This window comes from Haloferula sargassicola, assembly GCF_040362925.1.
GTDB lineage: Bacteria > Verrucomicrobiota > Verrucomicrobiia > Verrucomicrobiales > Akkermansiaceae > Haloferula > Haloferula sargassicola.
The window spans coordinates 169,752-187,493 of record NZ_BAABRI010000010.1 but is presented as its reverse complement, the minus strand read 5'-3'; the positions used below and the strand labels follow the sequence as shown (position 1 = coordinate 187,493).

Below are 17,742 nucleotides of genomic sequence, written 5' to 3'. Positions count from 1 at the left end.
CCCGTGAGATGAAACTCTTCCCGACCATCACCCTCCCGGTTCTCGGCCTGCTTCTCGGACTGGCGTCGCCGCTCGCGGCGCAGCAGCAGTTCCAGGGCGTCTGCAACCGCGTCAAGATCGAGATCGAACAGGAGCTGACCACCGAGCGGATCGGCTTCGAAGCCGTGCTCAAGGTCACCAACAACGACGGCCAGGACCCCATCAACCAGTTCTCCGCCGCGCTGACCTTCAAGGATGCGACCACCGGCGAGGATGCGGCAGACAAGTTCTTCGTCCAGCCGCCCGAACTGTCCTCGATCAACCGCATCGACGGCGACGGCATCATTTCCCCGACCCAGACTGCCGTCGTCACCTGGTTCATCATCCCCAAGACCGGCGAGAATGCGCCCGGCGGCACCGACCCGCGCGGCAAGGAGTACGACATCGGCTGCGACCTTTCCGGCTACATCCGCGGAGCGAAAATCCCGGATGACGTGCTGTTCGCGGTGGAGGACACCATCACGGTCCGGCCGGAGCCGCAGCTCGACATCACCTACTTCCAACCCCGCGACGTGCAGGGCGACGATCCGTTCACGCCCGAGGTCGAGAGCCCGATTCCCTTCACGCTCGGGGTGCTGGTGAAAAACGACGGCTACGGCATCGCGCGAAAGGTCAACATTGACTCGAAGCAGCCCAAGATCGTCGAGAACCACAACGGCCTCCTGCTCATCGCCCGCCTGCTCGGCGCCCGCGTGCAGGATTCGCCGCTCGATGAGACCAGCCTGCTGGTCAACCTGGGCGACATCAACCCCGGCGAAGTGAAGAAAGGCGCCTGGGACATGATCACCTCGCTCAGCGGTGAGTTCATCGAGTTCAAGGCCAGCTACCATCACTCCGACGAGCTCGGCGGCCTGGAGACCTCGGTCATCAAGAGCCTCAACGCCCACTTCTTTTCCCGCGAATGCCTCAACGACGAGCCGGGGCGGGATGCGATCATGGATTTCCTGGCGGACACCGACCGCGACTCCAACCTGATCCCCGACACGCTCTATGAGACCGACGGCGCCGTGTTGCCGGTGAATTACCAGCCGCAGGCCGAGGTGACCTCACCCCTCAGCGGCGGCGGTGCCACGGTGACCCTGGTCTCGGACCGCGAGGGTTGGGTCTACATGCGCCTCGATGATCCCGCGCAGGCCCGCTACCCGATCGCCAGCGTGGTGCGCAACGACGGCAAACAACTCCACCCGCGCAACTTCTGGACCAACATCCGCTACCGCAAAACCGACAACTTCCGTTTCACCTATCTCAACCTGTTCGACCGCATCGAGACCGGCCAGACCTACACCTACCGGATCACCTACGACACGGACAACTCCGACACCACGCCGCCGGAAACGCGGATCCGCTTCTCCGGGCTCTCGACCGCGGACGGCACGACCTACTACATCACGCCGGAAACGCAGGTCTACTTCACCAGCGAGGACGCCAGCCCGGTGTCGATCGAGTACAACCTCGACGGCGCCGGCTTCCGGCCCGCGCTGCCGTTCAGCATCGACATCCCCGGCACCTACCCGATCGAGTTCTTCGCCACCGACGAGTCGGGCAACGTGGAGTCCACCCAGTCCGCCACCCTCATCATTCCCGGCGAGGGTGCCGAGGTGCCGGTGATCGCGGACGAGGGCCGGATTTTCCCCACCGACCTGCTGTCGATCCGCCCCAACCAGACGCCGATCCACGCCACCGTCCCGCCCAGTTCGCTGGACGTGAACGGCACGCTCACCATCCTCAAGGGCGTCGTCGCCTACCCGCGCCTGTCCGGCATCCCGGTCGATCCCACGCCGCTGAGCACCGCCACGCTCACGGTCACGGGGACCTTCCTCGACTACTACAAATACCGTATCAACGGCGGTGCCTGGTCGGTGGAAAAACCGGTCGCCGATCCGATCGAGCTCAGCTCGCTGTCCGGCGCGGTCACGCTGGAGGTGCTCGGCCGGAATGCGGCGGGCGACTACCTGCCCGATGACCGGGCGCTGTCCGTTTCCTGGACCGTCGATCCGGCCGCCGAGGACCTCCGCGTCGCCGGCGTGCCCACCACTCCGAGTGCCGATGCCGCCACGGTCACGCTGGTGCCCAGCAGCTCCGGCTCCAGCGAATACCGCTGGTCGCTTGGCGACAACGGCTTCTTCCAAGCCGCCGCGCCCTACTCGACACCGATCGAGCTGGTCCGCCGCCCGACCGGCCCGGCCGTGATCCGCCTGATCACCAATGCGGGCGGCGATTTTCCGGAAATCCCCGACCCCGATCCTGTCGCGCGCGTGCGCTGGAACTACGACCGTGCCTACGGCTTCGATTTCTCCGACCTCGACCCCGTGCGTACCATCGACCTCGGCGAAGTCGCCGGCCAGACGATCGACTTCATCTGGGACGGCAAGAACGAGTCGGGCATCGAGCAAATCCCGGGCACCTACACCGTGTTCCTCGCTCTGGAGGATTCGCTCGGAAACGTCAGCCGCTCGGTCACGCTGGTCGAGATCGAGGGACTTTCCACCGACCGCCAGGTGATCGCCGACAGCTCGGTCGGCCCCAAGAATTTCCGCGCCCGCGGCAACTGGTGCGTGTGGCAGCAGCGCTCGACCTCGGTGTCGAACATCGCCGCCTACGCGCTGAACAGCAGCACGCCGGTGGAAATCACGAACTCGACCGAGTTCGACCAGGAAGACCCCGCCACCGACGGCCGCTACGTCGTGTGGCAAAGTCGTCTCGCCAACGGCTCGACCGACCTCCTCTACGCCGATCTGGAATCCCCCGCGCCGCTGGCGGTGACCAGCACGCCGGGACTGATCGAGGCCAATCCGGCGGTTGAATGGCCGTGGTTCGTGTATCAGGTGAAATCGGCCGACGCGCCCTCCGCCCCGTGGCAGGTCGAAGCCTGGAACGCCGACACCGGCGAACGTTTCCTCGTTTCCTCCGGCCAGGGCGATCAGTTCCGGCCGCAGATCCAGGGCGGCCGCATCGTGTGGGAGGACCACCGCGATGTCGGCCCCGGGGAGATCTACTTCGCCGACCTCGAAACCCGCGAAGTCCGCCGCATCACCCAAAACACCTACGGCCAGAACAATCCGACCATTTTCGGTGACCTCATCGCCTGGCAGGACAACCGCGGCGGCCAAGTGGACATCTGGATGCGCGACCTCCGCCGGCAGGTCGAGGAGCAGGTGACCGACACCGCCTACAACGAATCGAACCCGCTGTTCCAAGGGACGTGGCTTTGCTACGAGGAGGACTCGCTGGGACCGCAGATGACGAACATCGTGCTGAGCGACACCGACGCCGGCAGCAAGATCTCACTGACCCGCGCGACCCGCGGCCACACGCTGGCCGGGCTCGGCAACGGCTTCGGAGCTTGGATCGAGGAAAGCGCCGGCGACCGCACGGCGGTCATCAGCCGGCTGCCCGGCCTGCAGGCGGTGATGAACACCTCCAACGCCCTCGCCGTCAGCGAAGGCCTCGCCATGCGCCACAGCAGTGCCTTCGACCTGCTGAACGCCTGGGGCGGCCCCGGCGGCATCCGGCGGCTCAGTCTTTACCAAAGCCTCGAACCGCTGGTCGTGCAGACCGCCGACTACAATGGCGGCACCCCGAGCGGCGATGACTTCCCGCTCACCCCGGGCAGCTTCGTGTGGGTCGAGTTCGAGGCGGCCAACCTCGTCGAACTCGGCGCCGGCGACACCGGATCGATCGATCTCGAAGCCGGCTTGAACGTCTTCAGCTACACCGGCTTCCCGGTCGGCTACACCGCCTACGACCTGGTCAACGCCATCGGCCCGACCCGCCTCAACGGCCTTCGCTACTACGACGCGTTCGCCGGCCTGTGGCGATCGCTCGAGCTCGATGATTCCCACCTGCCGCTCGGCCCGAACTTCACCATCCCGCGGGTTTCCACCTTGCTGATCGACGCCAAGGAAGCCCTGACCGTGAACCCGAATCTCTGACCCCATGTCCGCCCGCTCCCTTTTCCTTCTCCTCCTCGCGCTCGCACCGGCCCCGGCGCTGGCCGGGAAACTGACGGCCGCGCAGCTGGCCGCGATCCTCGCCCAACCGGCCCCGCATCCGGTGCTCATCGACATCCGGCCCACCGCCCAGTACCTGCAGGGCTCGCTGCCAGGCGCCATCAACATCCCCGGCCGGGTGCTGCTGCAAAAGAACATGCGCTTCGCCCATGGCTGCGTGCTGATTTCCGATGGCATTTCGGACAAGGTGAACCCGGCCGAACTCGCCGCCTCGCTCGGCCAAAAGGGCGTCTCGCCGGCCGATTACCTCGATGGCGGCATGGCCGCGTGGTCGACCTACAGCGACGCCGCCGCCAACTCCCAGCCCGGTGCCGCCACCGTGCGCGGGCCGGAAAGCATCACCTACGACGACCTGATCAAGCTCACGGGAAAAACCTGCCTCGTCGATCTCCGGACCGCAGCGGAACGCGTGGTGCCCAAGGGTCACGTCAGTCCCCTGCAGGAACTCTGCACCGAGCGGAAATTCACTTATTTCCCCGATCTGGAGAGCTTCCACGCCGCCTTCCGCAACCCCGCGGCCGCAGCCGGTGCCGGCACTCCGCCGCTGGTCGTGCTGGTCGGCGGGGAGGACACCGAGCTTCCCGAAACGGAGGTGGAAAAACTCTACCTCGAAGGTTTTCACCGCTCCACCGTGCTGCTCGGCGGAGCTGATATCATCGCCAATGAAGGCAAGCGCGGCCTCGAGCGACAGGCGGGCAAGACGCTCACCCTGCCCGAGCCCACGGCCCCGAATCCCTGAACCCCCACCGGACTTCCCATGAACCTCCGCGTTTTCCTCTGCATGCTGTTGCTGCCCGCCGCGATCGTCGCGGCGGCACCGCAAGTCACCGACACCACGGCGGGCGACGTCGGCACCACCGCCTTTTCCCTGTGCTGGGAAACCGGCGAGGCCGCCGAGGCGGGCGTGCGCGTGTTCTCCGATGCGGCCGGCACTTCGGACATCACCGATCGCGTCCGCGTCGAACCCCAGTTCCTGACCGCCGACCGCCGGGAGGTCGCCAGCAGCCCGGCCAGCCGCGAGGCCGCCCGCGCGCTGCAGGCCGCGATGAATTCGCGCGGCGTGTTCCTGACCCGCATTTCCGGCTTGCAGCCCGACACCACCTACTGGGTCCGCGCGCTGGCCTTGGTCGGCGGCAGCACGGTCGATACCGGCCCGCTGGTCGAAGTCACCACCGCCCGCGACACGGCCTTCCTCGTGGAGTCGCGCCAGCTGGTGGTAGACTTTTCGGCGGCTGCCGTCCTCTTCGGTGACCTCGGGGGTGCCGTGGTGCGCTTGGAAAACCCCGGCTCGGCGTATCCGCTGTTCGCCGTGATCAACGACTCGCTGGCCGGCAACCGCTGCTACTTCGACCTCAACCACCTGCTCGACGCCACCGGCGAGCTGCCGCTCAACCCCGCCTCGGGCACCACGCTCACGCTCGACTTCGCCCTGCTCGGCATGCCCATCCCCGGCGACTTCAGCGGCAACCAGATCGCCTACGATGGCAGCGCGCTGGCGGCGAAGTCCTCGATCGTCGGCTTCACGCCCGCGCCGGTCATGCTGACCGCCACCTCCGACCACGCCACCGCGCTTTCCGGCCAGCCGGTGCGGGTCGACCTGCGCGCCACCGACAGCGCCGGCGATCCGCTGGCCGACTTCAACCGCACCCTGCTCATGGAAAGCCCGGCCATCCTCGGCGGCAGCCTCACCACCGGCGCACTCGCCGACGGTGTGCTCGACGACCAACCGGTCGTGCTGACCACGCTGGGCAACCAGACGATCACCATCAGCGATCCCATTTCCGGAGCGACCACCACCCTCGATTTCGAGGTGCTCGAATACACCTACGACAACTTCCGGCTCCACTACTACGGCAGCACGACTTCGCCCGAGGGGGATCCCTCCGGAAACGGTGACGGCGACAGCTACGACAACCTGTTCGAGTTCGCCTCGGGGCTCGACCCGAATGCGCCGGACGGGCCGATCCAGTTCGGTCCCGGCGGCGGCCTGCTGCGCCGCGGCGGTCCGGTGACCACCCTGCGCATCGATAGCGACGGCGTGGACTTCCGCGTCACATTCCTGCGGTCGAAGAACTACCAATCGCTCGGCATCCACTACACGCCGCAGTTCAGCTCGAACATGGGCGCGTGGTTCAACAGCAGCGCGCAGCCCGTCGTCCTGGAGGAAGATGGCGACATGGAGCTGGTCACCATCCCGTATCCCTACTTCACTCCGGAGCCGGCCAAAGCCAGATTCTTCCGCATGGAAATCACCATCGACTGATTCCTCATCTTCACCCACGCCCAAACATGAAAGCCTTGGTTCTGACCGTCCTCATCACCTTTGCTGCCGGCACCCGCGCCCAGACCGCGGTCATCTACAGCGGCGTGCAGGACATCCCGATCCCCACCAACTTCGAAGGGGTTTCCGTCAACATCTTCGACCTCACCAGCTTTGACGGCGACCCCGCCCCCGACTGGTCGGACAGCCAGGTGAACTTCTTCTTCGGGGGCGACGGCGTTTTTTCCGGCCCCCGTTTCCTCCCGGTCCGCACCGGCACCGGCGCCACCGATCCCATCCTCTCCCTCATGCCCGGCGACCTGGTGGAAACGATCAGCCTCACCGGTCCGGGCGGGAATGGCGCCTCGCAGGACCACATCGGCAACGCTCTCGGCCAGTTTCCGTCGGGCGTTGAGTCGTACCTCGGCTTCAAGCTCGACCTCACGGGCAGCGGCGACTTCGTCAATGGCTTCATGCGCGTCACCCTGACCAACGGCAGCTCCGAGGGCCTGATCCACGACTGGGCCTACTCGGACACGCCCGGGGAAACGATCACCGTCGGGGTGATTCCCGAGCCCTCGACCCCGGTCCTCGTCGGAGCCCTCGGCCTCGCCCTCGCCTTCCGCCGCAAACGGTAGGGTTGAGCGCCCTCGCTCGACCGGAATGGTCCCCTGGCGCCGGCCCCATTCACAGGCGCGGACGACCGAGGGCGGGCGTCCCCACCCGCCAAACGGTAGGGTTGAGCGCCCTCGCTCGACCGGAATGGTCCCCTGGTGCCGGCCCCATTCACAGGCGGCGGACGCCCGAGGGCGGTCGTCCCTACCCCCCACGCAACGCTCTTTCCTCTCTCAGGCCAGCCAGCGCCACACTGCAGCGACGGCGGTGCAGAGGAGGAAACCGATCACCAGCGGCATGAAGGTCGCGACGGCGGTCCACTTGGCCGACTTGGTTTCCTTGTAGATCGTGTAGATCGTGGTCGAGCACGGGTTGTGGCAGAGGGAAAAGAGCATCAGCGAAACGGCGGTCAGCAGCGACCAGCCGCCGGCTTCGAGAATCTCCCGCAGGGTCGTCAAATCGCTGGTCTCGAACATCACGCCGGCACCGGCACCCATGCCGTGTTGGCCCGTGACCAACACGGTGAGCATCAGCACGGTGGGGATCACGATCTCGTTGGCCGGGATGGCGACCACGTAGGCGAGCAGGATCACGCCGGTCATGCCCATCACCCAGGCCAGCGGGTCGAGCGCATGGATCATCGCCACCGCCAGCGAGGCGTCGCCCCAGGGGATGTTCGAGATCAGCCAGATCGCCGCGCCGGCGGGCAGGGCGAAGACGATCGCCCGCCAGAGCACGATCAGGGTGCGGTCGATGATCGAGTTGTAAAGCGTGCGCCACAAGTTCGGCGGCCGATAGGGCGGGAGCTCCAGGGAAAAGGAGGTGGCCTCGCCCTTGAGCATGGTTTTCGCGAGCAGCCACGAGGTCAGCAGGGCGAAACCGAAACCGAGCAGGGCGACGAGCAGCACCGAGCCGGCGGCGACCGTGCCCGCCCAGGCGGCCGGCACCGCGCCGCCGATGAAGATGGTGGCAAGCAGGATCTGCGTCGGCCAGCGGCCGTTGCAGAGGGAAAAATTGTTGGTGAGGATGGCGATCAGGCGCTCGCGCGGCGAGTCGATGACGCGGGTGGCGACCACGCCCGCGGCATTGCAGCCGAGGCCCATCGCCATGGTCAGCGACTGCTTTCCGTGGGCTCCGACCTTTTGGAAAATCCGGTCCAGGTTGAAAGCGACGCGCGGCAGGAAGCCGAGGTCCTCGAGCAGGGTGAAGCAGGGAAAAAAGATCGCCATCGGCGGCAGCATCACGGCGATGACCCAGGCGGTCGCGAGGTACATGCCATCCGCCAGCAAGCCGGTCAGCCACCAGGGCGAGCCGAGGTTTTCCATGAGTCCGCGCAGCGCGGGATGCCCCCAATCCACGAGCAGCGTGGCGAGCATGCCGGAGGGCACGTTGGCCCCGGCGATGGTCAGCCACAGCACCGCGCCGAGCACCAGCACCATGACGGGAAACGCAGTGACCGGGTGCGTAAGGATGCGATCGACACGCTGCTGCCACGCGAGGCGCGAGGACTCGCCATGGCGGGTCACGTTGCGGCCGGCGATGCGCGCGGCCTCGCCGTAGATCGCCTCGGACAATCGGTCGTGGAGGTTCTGTGGCAGCTTCCAGCGCAACTCCTTGGCGGTCGCGAGCGCGCGGGTGGCAGCCGGGTTTTCCGGGCGCGCCGCCGTTTCCTGCTCCGCATCGGGATCGGCCAGGGCGGCGAGTTCGCCGGAGCGGACGGCGTCGATGATCTGGCGGTCGCCCTCCAGCAATCGCAGCGCGACCCAGCGGGTCTGCGGCAGCTCGGGAAAGGCCGTTTCGAGCTCGTCCTCGACCATGCCGAGCGCGCCGCGCAGGCCGGGGAGGTCGAGCGGCAGCTTGAGCAACGAGGGTTCGTCCTCCCGCGCGGCCATCAGGGCGATTTCCTTCAGCAGCTCCGGGATGCCCTCGCCCGAGCGCGCCGAGCAGGGGACCACCGGGATGCCGAGGTCGCGGGCGAGGTTGCGGGCGTCGATCTCGATCTTGTGAGCCCGCGCCTCGTCCATGAGGTTGAGGCAGAGCACGGCGCGGCGGGTGATCTGGAGCGTCTGGAGGACGAGATTCAGGTTGCGCTCGAGGCTGGTGGCATCGGCCACGATCAGCGTGACATGCGGCTTCCCGAAGAGCAGGAAACCGCGGGCGACCTCCTCGTCGGGCGAGGCCGAGAGCAGCGAGTAGGTGCCGGGAAGATCGACGATCTTGTAGCGCTTGTCCTCGTAGGAGAATCCGCCTTCGGCGCGGGCGATCGTTTTCCCGGGCCAATTGCCGGTGTGCATGCGCAGGCCGGTGAGGGCGTTGAAAACAGTGGTCTTGCCGGTGTTCGGATTGCCGGCGAGGGCGATGACGAAGTCGGTGTCGTCGACATTCAGGCCGAGCTTGCGCATCTGGCCGAAGCGCGACGGGCACTTCAGGCAGGCCTCGCCGACTTCATGGACGGGCGGGTTTCCGCTCATGCGGCACCTCCTTCCGGGATCACCAGCACGCGGTCGGCCTGCTCGCGGCGCAGGCCGATCATGGTGCCGCGGATCAGGTACGAGCGCGGCGAGCCGAACGGGCTGGTGAACTCGCAGCGGATCTCCGTGCCGGGCACCAGGCCGAGGTCGAGCAGCCGGCGCCGCTCGGCTCCCGCGCAGGCGGGGGAAAGCCCGTGGACCTGCGACACGGAGCCGACGCCGAGGTCGCTCAGGCGTCGCACGGAGTCGGAAATCCGATGCTCCTCGGTGACCTCATCGACATGGATCCGCGTCAGCCACGAGGCCGACAGCTGGAGCCCGCGGCCCTCGGCGGTGCAGAGGATCACGCCGCCTGGCTGCCTTTCCAAGCCATGCAGCACCATGCCCGGATGCAGCCCGGCCTGGACCATTTCGCCATAAATCGCCTCCGGTTCGTCCTCGAGGTGGACGATCACCGCGTCCTGCTCCAGCGGCCACTCGGCCAGCGAAATCCTCGCCGCCGCCGGCAGCTCGCCCTCGCGGGTCGGGATCGGGTCGCCATGGGGATCGAAACGCGGGTTTCCCAACCGGTCGGCGAGTTCGTCGGTCTCGATCGCGCCCAGCCGGTGCTCCGCCACATGCGCGGCACGATGCCAGTTTTCCGGTGGCACCCCGGTCTCGCGGGCCAGCCAGGTTTCGAGCAGGCGATGCTTGCGGACCACCTCCACCGCCGCCTTGCGCCCCTTCCCGGTGAGCTGCCAGTGGTCGCCCTTCGGCCGGGCGAGCTCCTCATTTCCCAGCTCCGTCAAAAGCCGCGCCGCGCGCGCCCGACGCAGCTTCAGCGCACCCGCCAAGCTGTCCACGCTGGCATGCGAGCCGCCCTCCTCGCAGTCGAGAAGATGCTTCAGCCCGTCCTCCGAGCGCTCCGGCCGTTCGTTCGTCGTCACGGCCGGAATATGCCCGGTGACATTTCAAAGTCAAAGTTTTGATTCATCAAAGTCTGCGATTCCGAGCGCGAATCCTGCGGTTTTTGATCGCTCAATAATCTTCGCCCGGTTCAAGCTCCGGCAACCCATGCCGAGCAGCACCGTCGAGAACTACCTCAAGGCCATGCATCACCTCAGCGGTGCCGGCGACGAACCGATCGCGATCGGCCGCATTGCCGGCGAACTGGAGCTGACGCCCGGGACGGTGACGACGATGATGAAGCACCTCGGCAGCCGCGGGCTGGTCGATTACCTGCCCCGCCGCGGCGCGCGCCTGACGCCCACCGGTGAGGCCGCCGCGCTCAAGGTCCTGCGCCGGCATCGGCTGATCGAGTTGTTCCTGGTCGAAGTCATGGAGCTCGACTGGGGCGACGTCCACGACGAGGCCGAGGAGCTGGAGCACGTCATTTCCGACAGGCTGCTGGCGCGGATGGATGAAATGCTCGGCCATCCCACGGCCGACCCGCACGGCGCGCCGATTCCTGACGCCGACGGCAGGATGCCCGAGCAGAGCTGCGCCTCATTGGCGGAGGCGGAGCCCGGCGGCTACCAGGTCGTCCAGGTCAGCGAGGAGGATGGCGCGCTGCTGGACTGGCTGTCGGAGCACGGCCTGCGACCCGGCTCGGCGTTTCAGCTGCTGTCCCACGACAAGCCGACCGGCATCCTGCGGCTCAAGATCCTCGGTAGCGGTCTGGAGACGAATCTCGGCTCGAATGCCGCCGGCCACCTTCGGGTGCAACCGACTTGATCACACGATCCGATTCAGCCGGCCGCCTTCCTTGAACGATCGGATGTCGGCCACGATGCCACCGAGCAACCGCCGCCGCGCCTCGCGGGTGCTCCATGCGGTGTGGGGCGTGATGATCAGGTTGGGAATATCCGGCGCGAGCAGCGGGTGATCGGCCGGCGGCGGTTCCACCGAAAGCACGTCGAGCCCCGCGCCACCGAGGTGGCCCGAGCGCAGCGCGGCGGCCAGGGCGGGCTCATCAATGAGCGGTCCGCGGCCGGTGTTGATCAGCAAGGCACCGGGCTTCATCGAGGCCAGCCGCTCGGCATCGATCATGCGCTCGGTTTCCGCAGTCAGCGGGCAGTGCAGGCTGACCACATCCGCGGTGGCGAAAAACTCATCCGCCGGCAGTCGCGGGACTTCACCTGGCCGGGCTCCGTCACGGGACAGGGCGATGATTTCCATGCCGAAAGCCCGACCCACCCGGGCCACGGCGCGGCCGATCCCGCCGAACCCGACGATGCCCAAGGTCCGGCCGTGCAGCTCGAACAGCGGGTGATCGAGCCGCGTGAAAATCGGCGAGGCCGGCCAGTCCGTCCGCACCGTCGAGCTGATGGTGCCCGCGCGGGTCGCCAGCTCGAGAATCAGGGCGAAGGTGTGCTGCGCCACGCTCTCGGTCGAGTAGCCGGCCACGTTGGCGACCGCGATGCCGGCCGCTTGGCAGGCTGCGAGGTCGATCTGGTTCACGCCGGTGGCGGCGGAAACGACGAGCCTCAGCTCCGGAGCGGCGTCGATGACGGCCTTCCCGACCGGCACCTTGTTCGAGATGACCACCTCGGCCCCGGCGCAGCGCGAGGGCGCCTCGGCGGCGGAAGTGAGCGGATGCGCCCGGAGATCGCCCTCCGCGGCGAGCGCACTGAAATCGATGTCACCGCGATCGAGGGTGGAGGCGTCGAGAAAAACGAGTTTCATGGCGAAGGATGGCGGCTCCAGTCATCACGCCGCAGGCCGGAGGGGAAGCGGGTTTCTCACCACTTCGGATATCCGTTTTCCCCATCACTGCAGCGAATCGACCACGCCGCCATCGACCCGCAGGGCCGCCCCAGTAGTGGCGGACGACAGCGGCGAAGCCACGTAGGCGATCAGGTTGGCGACTTCCTCGACCGTGGCCGCGCGGCCGATGATCGAGGTCGGCCGGTGCGCCTGGACGAAATCCGCGCCTGCTTCCTCGAGGGACTTGCCCGTCTTGTCGGTCTCCTCCTTGAGCATCTCCGCGACGCCCTCGGAGAGCGTCGGTCCCGGAAGTACGGAGTTCACCGTAACACCGGTGCCTCCCAGCCGCTTGGCCAGGCCGCGGGCGAGCGCGACGTCGGCCGTCTTCGACACGCCGTAGTGGATCATCTCCACCGGGATGTTGAAGGCGCTCTCGGAGCCGAGGAAAATGATCCGCCCCCAGCCTCTGTCGACCATCGCCGGGGCCAGCGCGCGCGATAACCGCACGCCGCTCATCACGTTGACGTTCCAGTGCTGCTGCCAGGTATCATCCCCGGCTTCGAAGAAGTCCGCATCGCGGAAAATGCCGGCGTTGTTGACGAGGATGTCGATGTTTCCCGCCTTTCTGGCCAGGATCTCGCAGCCCTCCGCCGTGCCGACGTCCGCCGCGACCGGGCGGGCAGCGATCTTTTCCGCGGCGGCGCGGGTTTTGTCGTCGTGGCGTCCGTTGATGATCACGTCCGCGCCGCATTCGCGCAGGAGCTTGGCCACGGCGAAGCCGATGCCTTCGGTGGAGCCGGTGACAAGGGCGGTTTTTCCGGTAAGGTCGATGTTCATGATCCGGCACCCCTACGGCGGAGTGCCGGCATTTCAAGAAGGCTCTTGGTTCCTTCGGGTGACCGGGAAGCGAGGCGGAGACGGGAACCGCGAAACGTGACCGCCGCGCGGGTTCCGTCATCGGAATCCCGCTTGCCGAAGCGTCCGCCGCCCGATCCACTCACCGTTCATCATGCAACTCCGTACATCCTACGGTTTTCTGGCCGTGATCCTGGTCGCGCTGGTGGCCGCGGGCCTCGTCATCAAGCCGGGGCGTCCGTCCACGGCCGTCGGGGTGGAGACGTCCAAGCCGCACCTCGTCGAAGACGGAGGCACCCCTGCCGACCCACCGATCGCGCAAGATCCTTCCTCACCGAAACCAAGCATCGCAGCCTCCGCGGACGAGCCCGGTCCAGCCACCCACGCCGGCGGGCCCACGGAACCATCCGGAAATCCCGCGCCCGCGGCGATCCCGCCCGGCACCCGCGAACTTGCCAGCGGCGGGCGTTCGATCGCCGACCTGCTCGAAGGCGCCGACCTCGCCGACCCCGACATCCGCGCCCGGGTGGTGGCGGACATGCAGGCGCTTCAGGAAAGGCAGCACGATGCGGTGGTCGAGAAGGCGGATCGCCTCGGCATCCCGCTGCGCATCGAGGGTCCCGGCCACAAGGTTTCGATCCTCCACGACTTCCGCGGTGACGAACCGCTCTACCGGACCACGCTCAACGCCAACGCCGCCATTTCCACCGGCGCCAACCTCCTTTTCCCCGCGCCCTACTCGCTGAGCGGCTCCGGCATCAAGATCGGCATCTGGGACGGCGGCTCGGTCCGCAGCACCCACCAGGAACTCACCGGCCGCGTGACCAGGCGCAACAACTCGGCCACCAACGATAACCACGCCACCCACGTGGCCGGCACCATCGGAGCCTCCGGCGTGCAGCCCGCCGCCAAGGGCATGGCACCGCAGATCACCATCGATTCCTACGACTGGGACTACGACTACACGGAGATGACCGCCGCGGGCACCACCTCGGCCGGCGACACCGCCGGCATCCCGCTTTCCAACCACTCCTACGGCTACGATGCCTCCACCTCCGACATGGGTCGCTATGAAACGGAGGCCCGGGACGTGGATGCGGTCGCCGCCGCCCTCCCCTACTACCTTCCCTGCTGGGCCGCCGGCAACGAACAGGACGTCCTGACCGCCAAGGGCGGCTACCAGTCGATCACCTTCAACGCGCTCGCCAAAAACGTGCTCACGGTCGGCGCGGCCGATGATGCGGTGACCTCCGGCACGCGCGATCCCGCGAAGGCGGCCATCGCCTACTTCTCCAGCCTCGGGCCCTGCGATGACGGCCGCATCAAGCCGGACGTGGTGGCCAACGGCATCGACCTGTACTCCTGCGTCGCCACCAGCAACACCGCCTACGACGGCACCTACAGCGGCACCAGCATGGCCACGCCCAACGCGCTCGGATCGGCCGCATTGCTGGTGGAGCTGTATGCCCGCGAGTTTTCCGGCCAGCGCATGCGGGCCAGCATGCTGAAAGGCCTGCTCATCCACACGGCGGACGACCGCGGAACCGCGGGGCCCGATTACACCTACGGCTGGGGACTCATCCATGTGAAGGCGGCCGCCGATCTTATCCTCGACCACAAGGCCAGCCTCTCCGCGCCGAAGATGATCGAGGGAACCTTGTCGAATGCGGTCAACTCCGCGACCCACACCTTCATCTGGGACGGCTCCAGCCCCATTCGGGCCACGCTTTCCTGGACCGATCCGGCGGGCGCCGCGCAGTCGGCCTCCGACAGCCGCACGCCCAACCTGAAGAACAACCTCGACGTCATCATCACAGCCCCCAACGGCAGCACCGTTTATCATCCATACGTCATGCCCTTCGTCGGCACCTGGACCACTGCTTCCATGGCCCAGCCAGCGACCACGGGAAAGAACAACGTCGATACCGTCGAGCAGGTCTATCTCGCTTCGCCCTCCCAGGCTGGGACCTACACCGTGACCGTTTCCCTCGATGGAAACATCAGCGGCAACAGCCAGGCCTACTCGCTGATCATCACCGGCGGCACCGGCGTGGAGTCCAACCCGCCGCCGAGCGTGACCCTCGGCTCGCCGACCGATGGAGTTTCGCTCCTTTCCGGCAACGCCGTGACGTTAACCGCCACCGCCAGCGACCTCGCGATCGGAGGAGCGCCCGGCACCGTCGCCCAAGTGGAGTTTTTCAGCGACAACATCTCGCTGGGCATCGACCGTTCGGCGCCCTACTCGCTCTCCTGGACGCCGCCGGGCCCCGGGACATACGCGCTTTCCGCGACCGCGACCGATGACGAAGGGGCGACCGCCACCTCCGCCAGCTCGACTCTCGTGGTCCTCAGCGGCGATGGCAGCCCGGTCATCGACGGCTTCAGCCCGCTTTCCGCGACCAACGGCTCCACGGTGGTCATCACCGGTCAGAACTTCGTCGGCGTCGCCGCGGTCCGCTTCGGCGGGATCGACGCGGCCTTCACCGTCGATTCCTCCGGACAAATCACCGCCATCGTTCCCTCGAACGCCACCACCGGCGTGATCACGGTGGTCACCGGCTACAGCTCCGCCACCGGATCTACGGCCTTCACCGTACTTCAGGCCCCGGTCCTGATCAGCCAGATCTACGGTGGAGGCGGAAACAACGGCGCCACCTACAACCGCGACTACGTCGAACTCCACAACCGCAGCGATGAAACGGTAAGCCTCGAGGGCTGGTCGGTCCAGTATGCCTCCTCTTCCGGAACCAGCTGGCAGGTCGCCTCCCTCTCCGGCTCAATGGCCCCGGATTCGTATTTCCTGATCGGGATGAACACCGGCTCCAGTGGCGACAGCCTGCCCACTCCGGACGCCAGCGCCACGATTTCCATGAGCGCCACCCGCGGAAAAGTCGCCTTGATGAGCGTCGCCAGCCCCTTGAGCGGTTCATCGCCGGTGGGCGACAACTCCCTGCAGGACTTCATCGGCTACGGCGACGCCAACGCCTCCGAAGGTTCGCCCGCGCCCTCGCCCTCCAGCACGGAGGCCATCTTCCGCGCCGGCGGCGGGGCGACCGACACCGGGGACAACTCGGCCGACTTCACCCCCGGCCCGCCCGCTCCGCGTTCTTCCTCGTCCGGCGTCCCTCAGGTGCCGGTCATCACCAGCTCCGCCACCGCCAGCGGCCTCGTGGGAGCGCCTTTCTCCTATCAGATCACCGCCAGCAACGCGCCGGCCTCGTTCGGCGCCACCGGACTTCCCGACGGCCTGTCGGTCGATCCAAGCACCGGCGTGATCTCCGGCACGCCGACCACCGCGGGCAGCGGCAACGTCGCCCTCAGCGCCTCCAACGCCGCCGGCACCGGCACCGCCAGCCTGGCGCTCACCATCAGCAGTTCGCCCGACGGCCCGGTCACCGAGCTGCTCCGCGAGGACTTTTCCTCGATCCACGCCGGCAGCAACGACACGACCAACGGTGCCTCCGCGCCGTGGGGAGGGAACGACAATTTCCCCACGGTGGATCGCGCCTACCAGGCTGGCGAAGCGGTCAAGCTGGGCAGCAGCAGCGCCACCGGCTTCATCACCAGCCGAACCCTCGATCTCAGCGGAAACGGCGGGGCTTTCCACGTCAGCTTCGCCGTGAAGGGATGGACCACCATCGAAAGCGACATCCTGGTCACCGTCACCGGTCTGCCACCGCAAACCGTCCGCTACAGCAACGTGATGGCCGGCAGCTTCGAGGCCGTTCAGCTTTCCTTCACCGGCGGCACCGCGGGCTCCACCATCACCTTCGGGACCTCCGACAAGCGCGCGTACCTCGACGACATCCTCGTTTACTACGAAAATAGTAGCGGGAGCCCGTCCATCACGCTCGGCGGATCACCCGCCGCCACCGATGCCATCTACGGTTCGGCCTCCACGATGCCGGCATCCTTCACCGTCTCCGGCACGGGACTGAGCGAGGGCATCCTCGTCACGCCGCCCGCGGGCTTCGAGGTTTCGGAAAATCCGGCCACCGGCTACGCTCCCACCCTTCGGGTCGGCAGCGCGGGAAATGTCGGCCCGGTTACCCTCCATCTGCGCCTGGCCGCCGGAACCCATGCCGGCTCCTATTCGGGCGATGTGGTCGGCACCAGCACCGGGGCGGCGCCCGCCACCCTCGCCACCGCCATCAGCGAGGTCCTACCGAAGCTGCTCACGCTGACCGCCGACGATGCCACCAAGCCCTACGGCGAGCTGCTCGCCCTAGGCGCGAACTCGACCGCCTTCACTGCCAGCGGCCTGGTCGGAAGCGACACCGTGGGCAGCGTCACCCTGACCTCCGATGGCACCGCGGCCGACGCCGAGCCGGGCAGCTACGAGATCGTCCCCTCCGGAGCCACCGGGGGCAGCTTCGATCCCGCCAACTACGACATCGACTACGTCGCCGGCACGCTCACCGTTTCCCCGCTGACCTTCGCCGACTGGCTGGCTGATGATCCGGGGGTCACCGATCCCGATCCGACCGCTGACAGCGATGGCGACGACCTTGCGAACCTCATCGAATACTTCTGCGGGCTGGATCCCCTCATTTCCGACTCGTCAGTCTTCGACTTCGAAACGGCCGCCTCTTCCGTCACCTTCACCTACCGCAAGGCCAAGGGCATCGGATCGGTGACCGGGGGCGTGGTCTGGAGCGCCGACCTTTCCGCGGGCTCGTGGAGCTCCGCGGGCGTCATCGAGAGCGCGCCGGTCGACATGGGCGATCATTGGGAGATCACCGCCACCATCCCCCGCGGACCCGGCGAGGATTCCAAATTCCTGCGCCTGGAGGTCGCGACTCCCTGA

At 67.2% G+C, this 17,742-nt stretch carries 10 protein-coding genes; 6 read left to right on the top strand and 4 right to left on the bottom strand.

What is annotated here, in order from left to right; all coding sequences use genetic code 11:
* Nucleotides 1-8: 8 nt before the first annotated feature.
* The 4 genes from ABXH26_RS10625 to ABXH26_RS10610 are packed head-to-tail and all read left to right on the top strand — an operon-like array spanning nucleotide 9 to nucleotide 6,947.
* Nucleotides 9-3,971 carry a TolB-like translocation protein gene (locus tag ABXH26_RS10625; RefSeq protein ID WP_353567044.1) on the top strand — a complete coding sequence of 1,321 codons (3,963 nt, stop codon included), beginning with the start codon at nucleotides 9-11 and terminating at the stop codon, nucleotides 3,969-3,971.
* Nucleotides 3,972-3,975: 4 nt separating this feature from the next.
* Nucleotides 3,976-4,788: a rhodanese-like domain-containing protein gene (locus tag ABXH26_RS10620; RefSeq protein WP_353567043.1), complete on the top strand. Its 813-nt coding sequence runs from the start codon at nucleotides 3,976-3,978 to the stop codon at nucleotides 4,786-4,788.
* Nucleotides 4,789-4,806: 18 nt separating this feature from the next.
* A complete protein-coding gene (locus ABXH26_RS10615) occupies nucleotides 4,807-6,312 on the top strand; it encodes a hypothetical protein (RefSeq protein WP_353567042.1) in 1,506 nt (501 codons plus the stop codon).
* A 26-nt stretch (nucleotides 6,313-6,338) separates the two neighbouring features.
* Entirely contained in the window at nucleotides 6,339-6,947 is a 609-nt protein-coding gene (locus ABXH26_RS10610; RefSeq protein ID WP_353567041.1) for a PEP-CTERM sorting domain-containing protein, read from the top strand.
* A 210-nt stretch (nucleotides 6,948-7,157) separates the two neighbouring features.
* Here the strand turns inward: ABXH26_RS10610 and feoB are convergent, their stop codons facing one another.
* The gene (feoB, locus tag ABXH26_RS10605) at nucleotides 7,158-9,395 is read right to left on the bottom strand and encodes a ferrous iron transport protein B (protein ID WP_353567040.1); all 2,238 of its coding nucleotides are present in this window, start codon (nucleotides 9,393-9,395) and stop codon (nucleotides 7,158-7,160) included.
* Nucleotides 9,392-10,321: a metal-dependent transcriptional regulator gene (locus tag ABXH26_RS10600; RefSeq protein WP_353567039.1), complete on the bottom strand. Its 930-nt coding sequence runs from the start codon at nucleotides 10,319-10,321 to the stop codon at nucleotides 9,392-9,394. Before ABXH26_RS10600 ends, feoB begins: the two co-directional genes overlap by 4 nt.
* 127 nt (nucleotides 10,322-10,448) lie before the next feature.
* Between ABXH26_RS10600 and ABXH26_RS10595 the strand changes: the two genes are divergently transcribed.
* The gene (locus ABXH26_RS10595; RefSeq protein ID WP_353567038.1) at nucleotides 10,449-11,108 is read left to right on the top strand and encodes a metal-dependent transcriptional regulator; all 660 of its coding nucleotides are present in this window, start codon (nucleotides 10,449-10,451) and stop codon (nucleotides 11,106-11,108) included.
* Here ABXH26_RS10595 and ABXH26_RS10590 read toward each other — a convergent pair whose 3' ends face one another.
* Nucleotides 11,109-12,059, bottom strand: coding sequence for a D-2-hydroxyacid dehydrogenase (locus tag ABXH26_RS10590; protein WP_353567037.1), 951 nt, complete (start codon nucleotides 12,057-12,059; stop codon nucleotides 11,109-11,111).
* Between the two features lie 84 nt (nucleotides 12,060-12,143).
* Entirely contained in the window at nucleotides 12,144-12,917 is a 774-nt protein-coding gene (locus ABXH26_RS10585) for an SDR family NAD(P)-dependent oxidoreductase (RefSeq protein WP_353567036.1), read from the bottom strand.
* Between the two features lie 172 nt (nucleotides 12,918-13,089).
* Between ABXH26_RS10585 and ABXH26_RS10580 the strand changes: the two genes are divergently transcribed.
* A complete protein-coding gene (locus ABXH26_RS10580; protein WP_353567035.1) occupies nucleotides 13,090-17,742 on the top strand; it encodes a S8 family serine peptidase in 4,653 nt (1,550 codons plus the stop codon).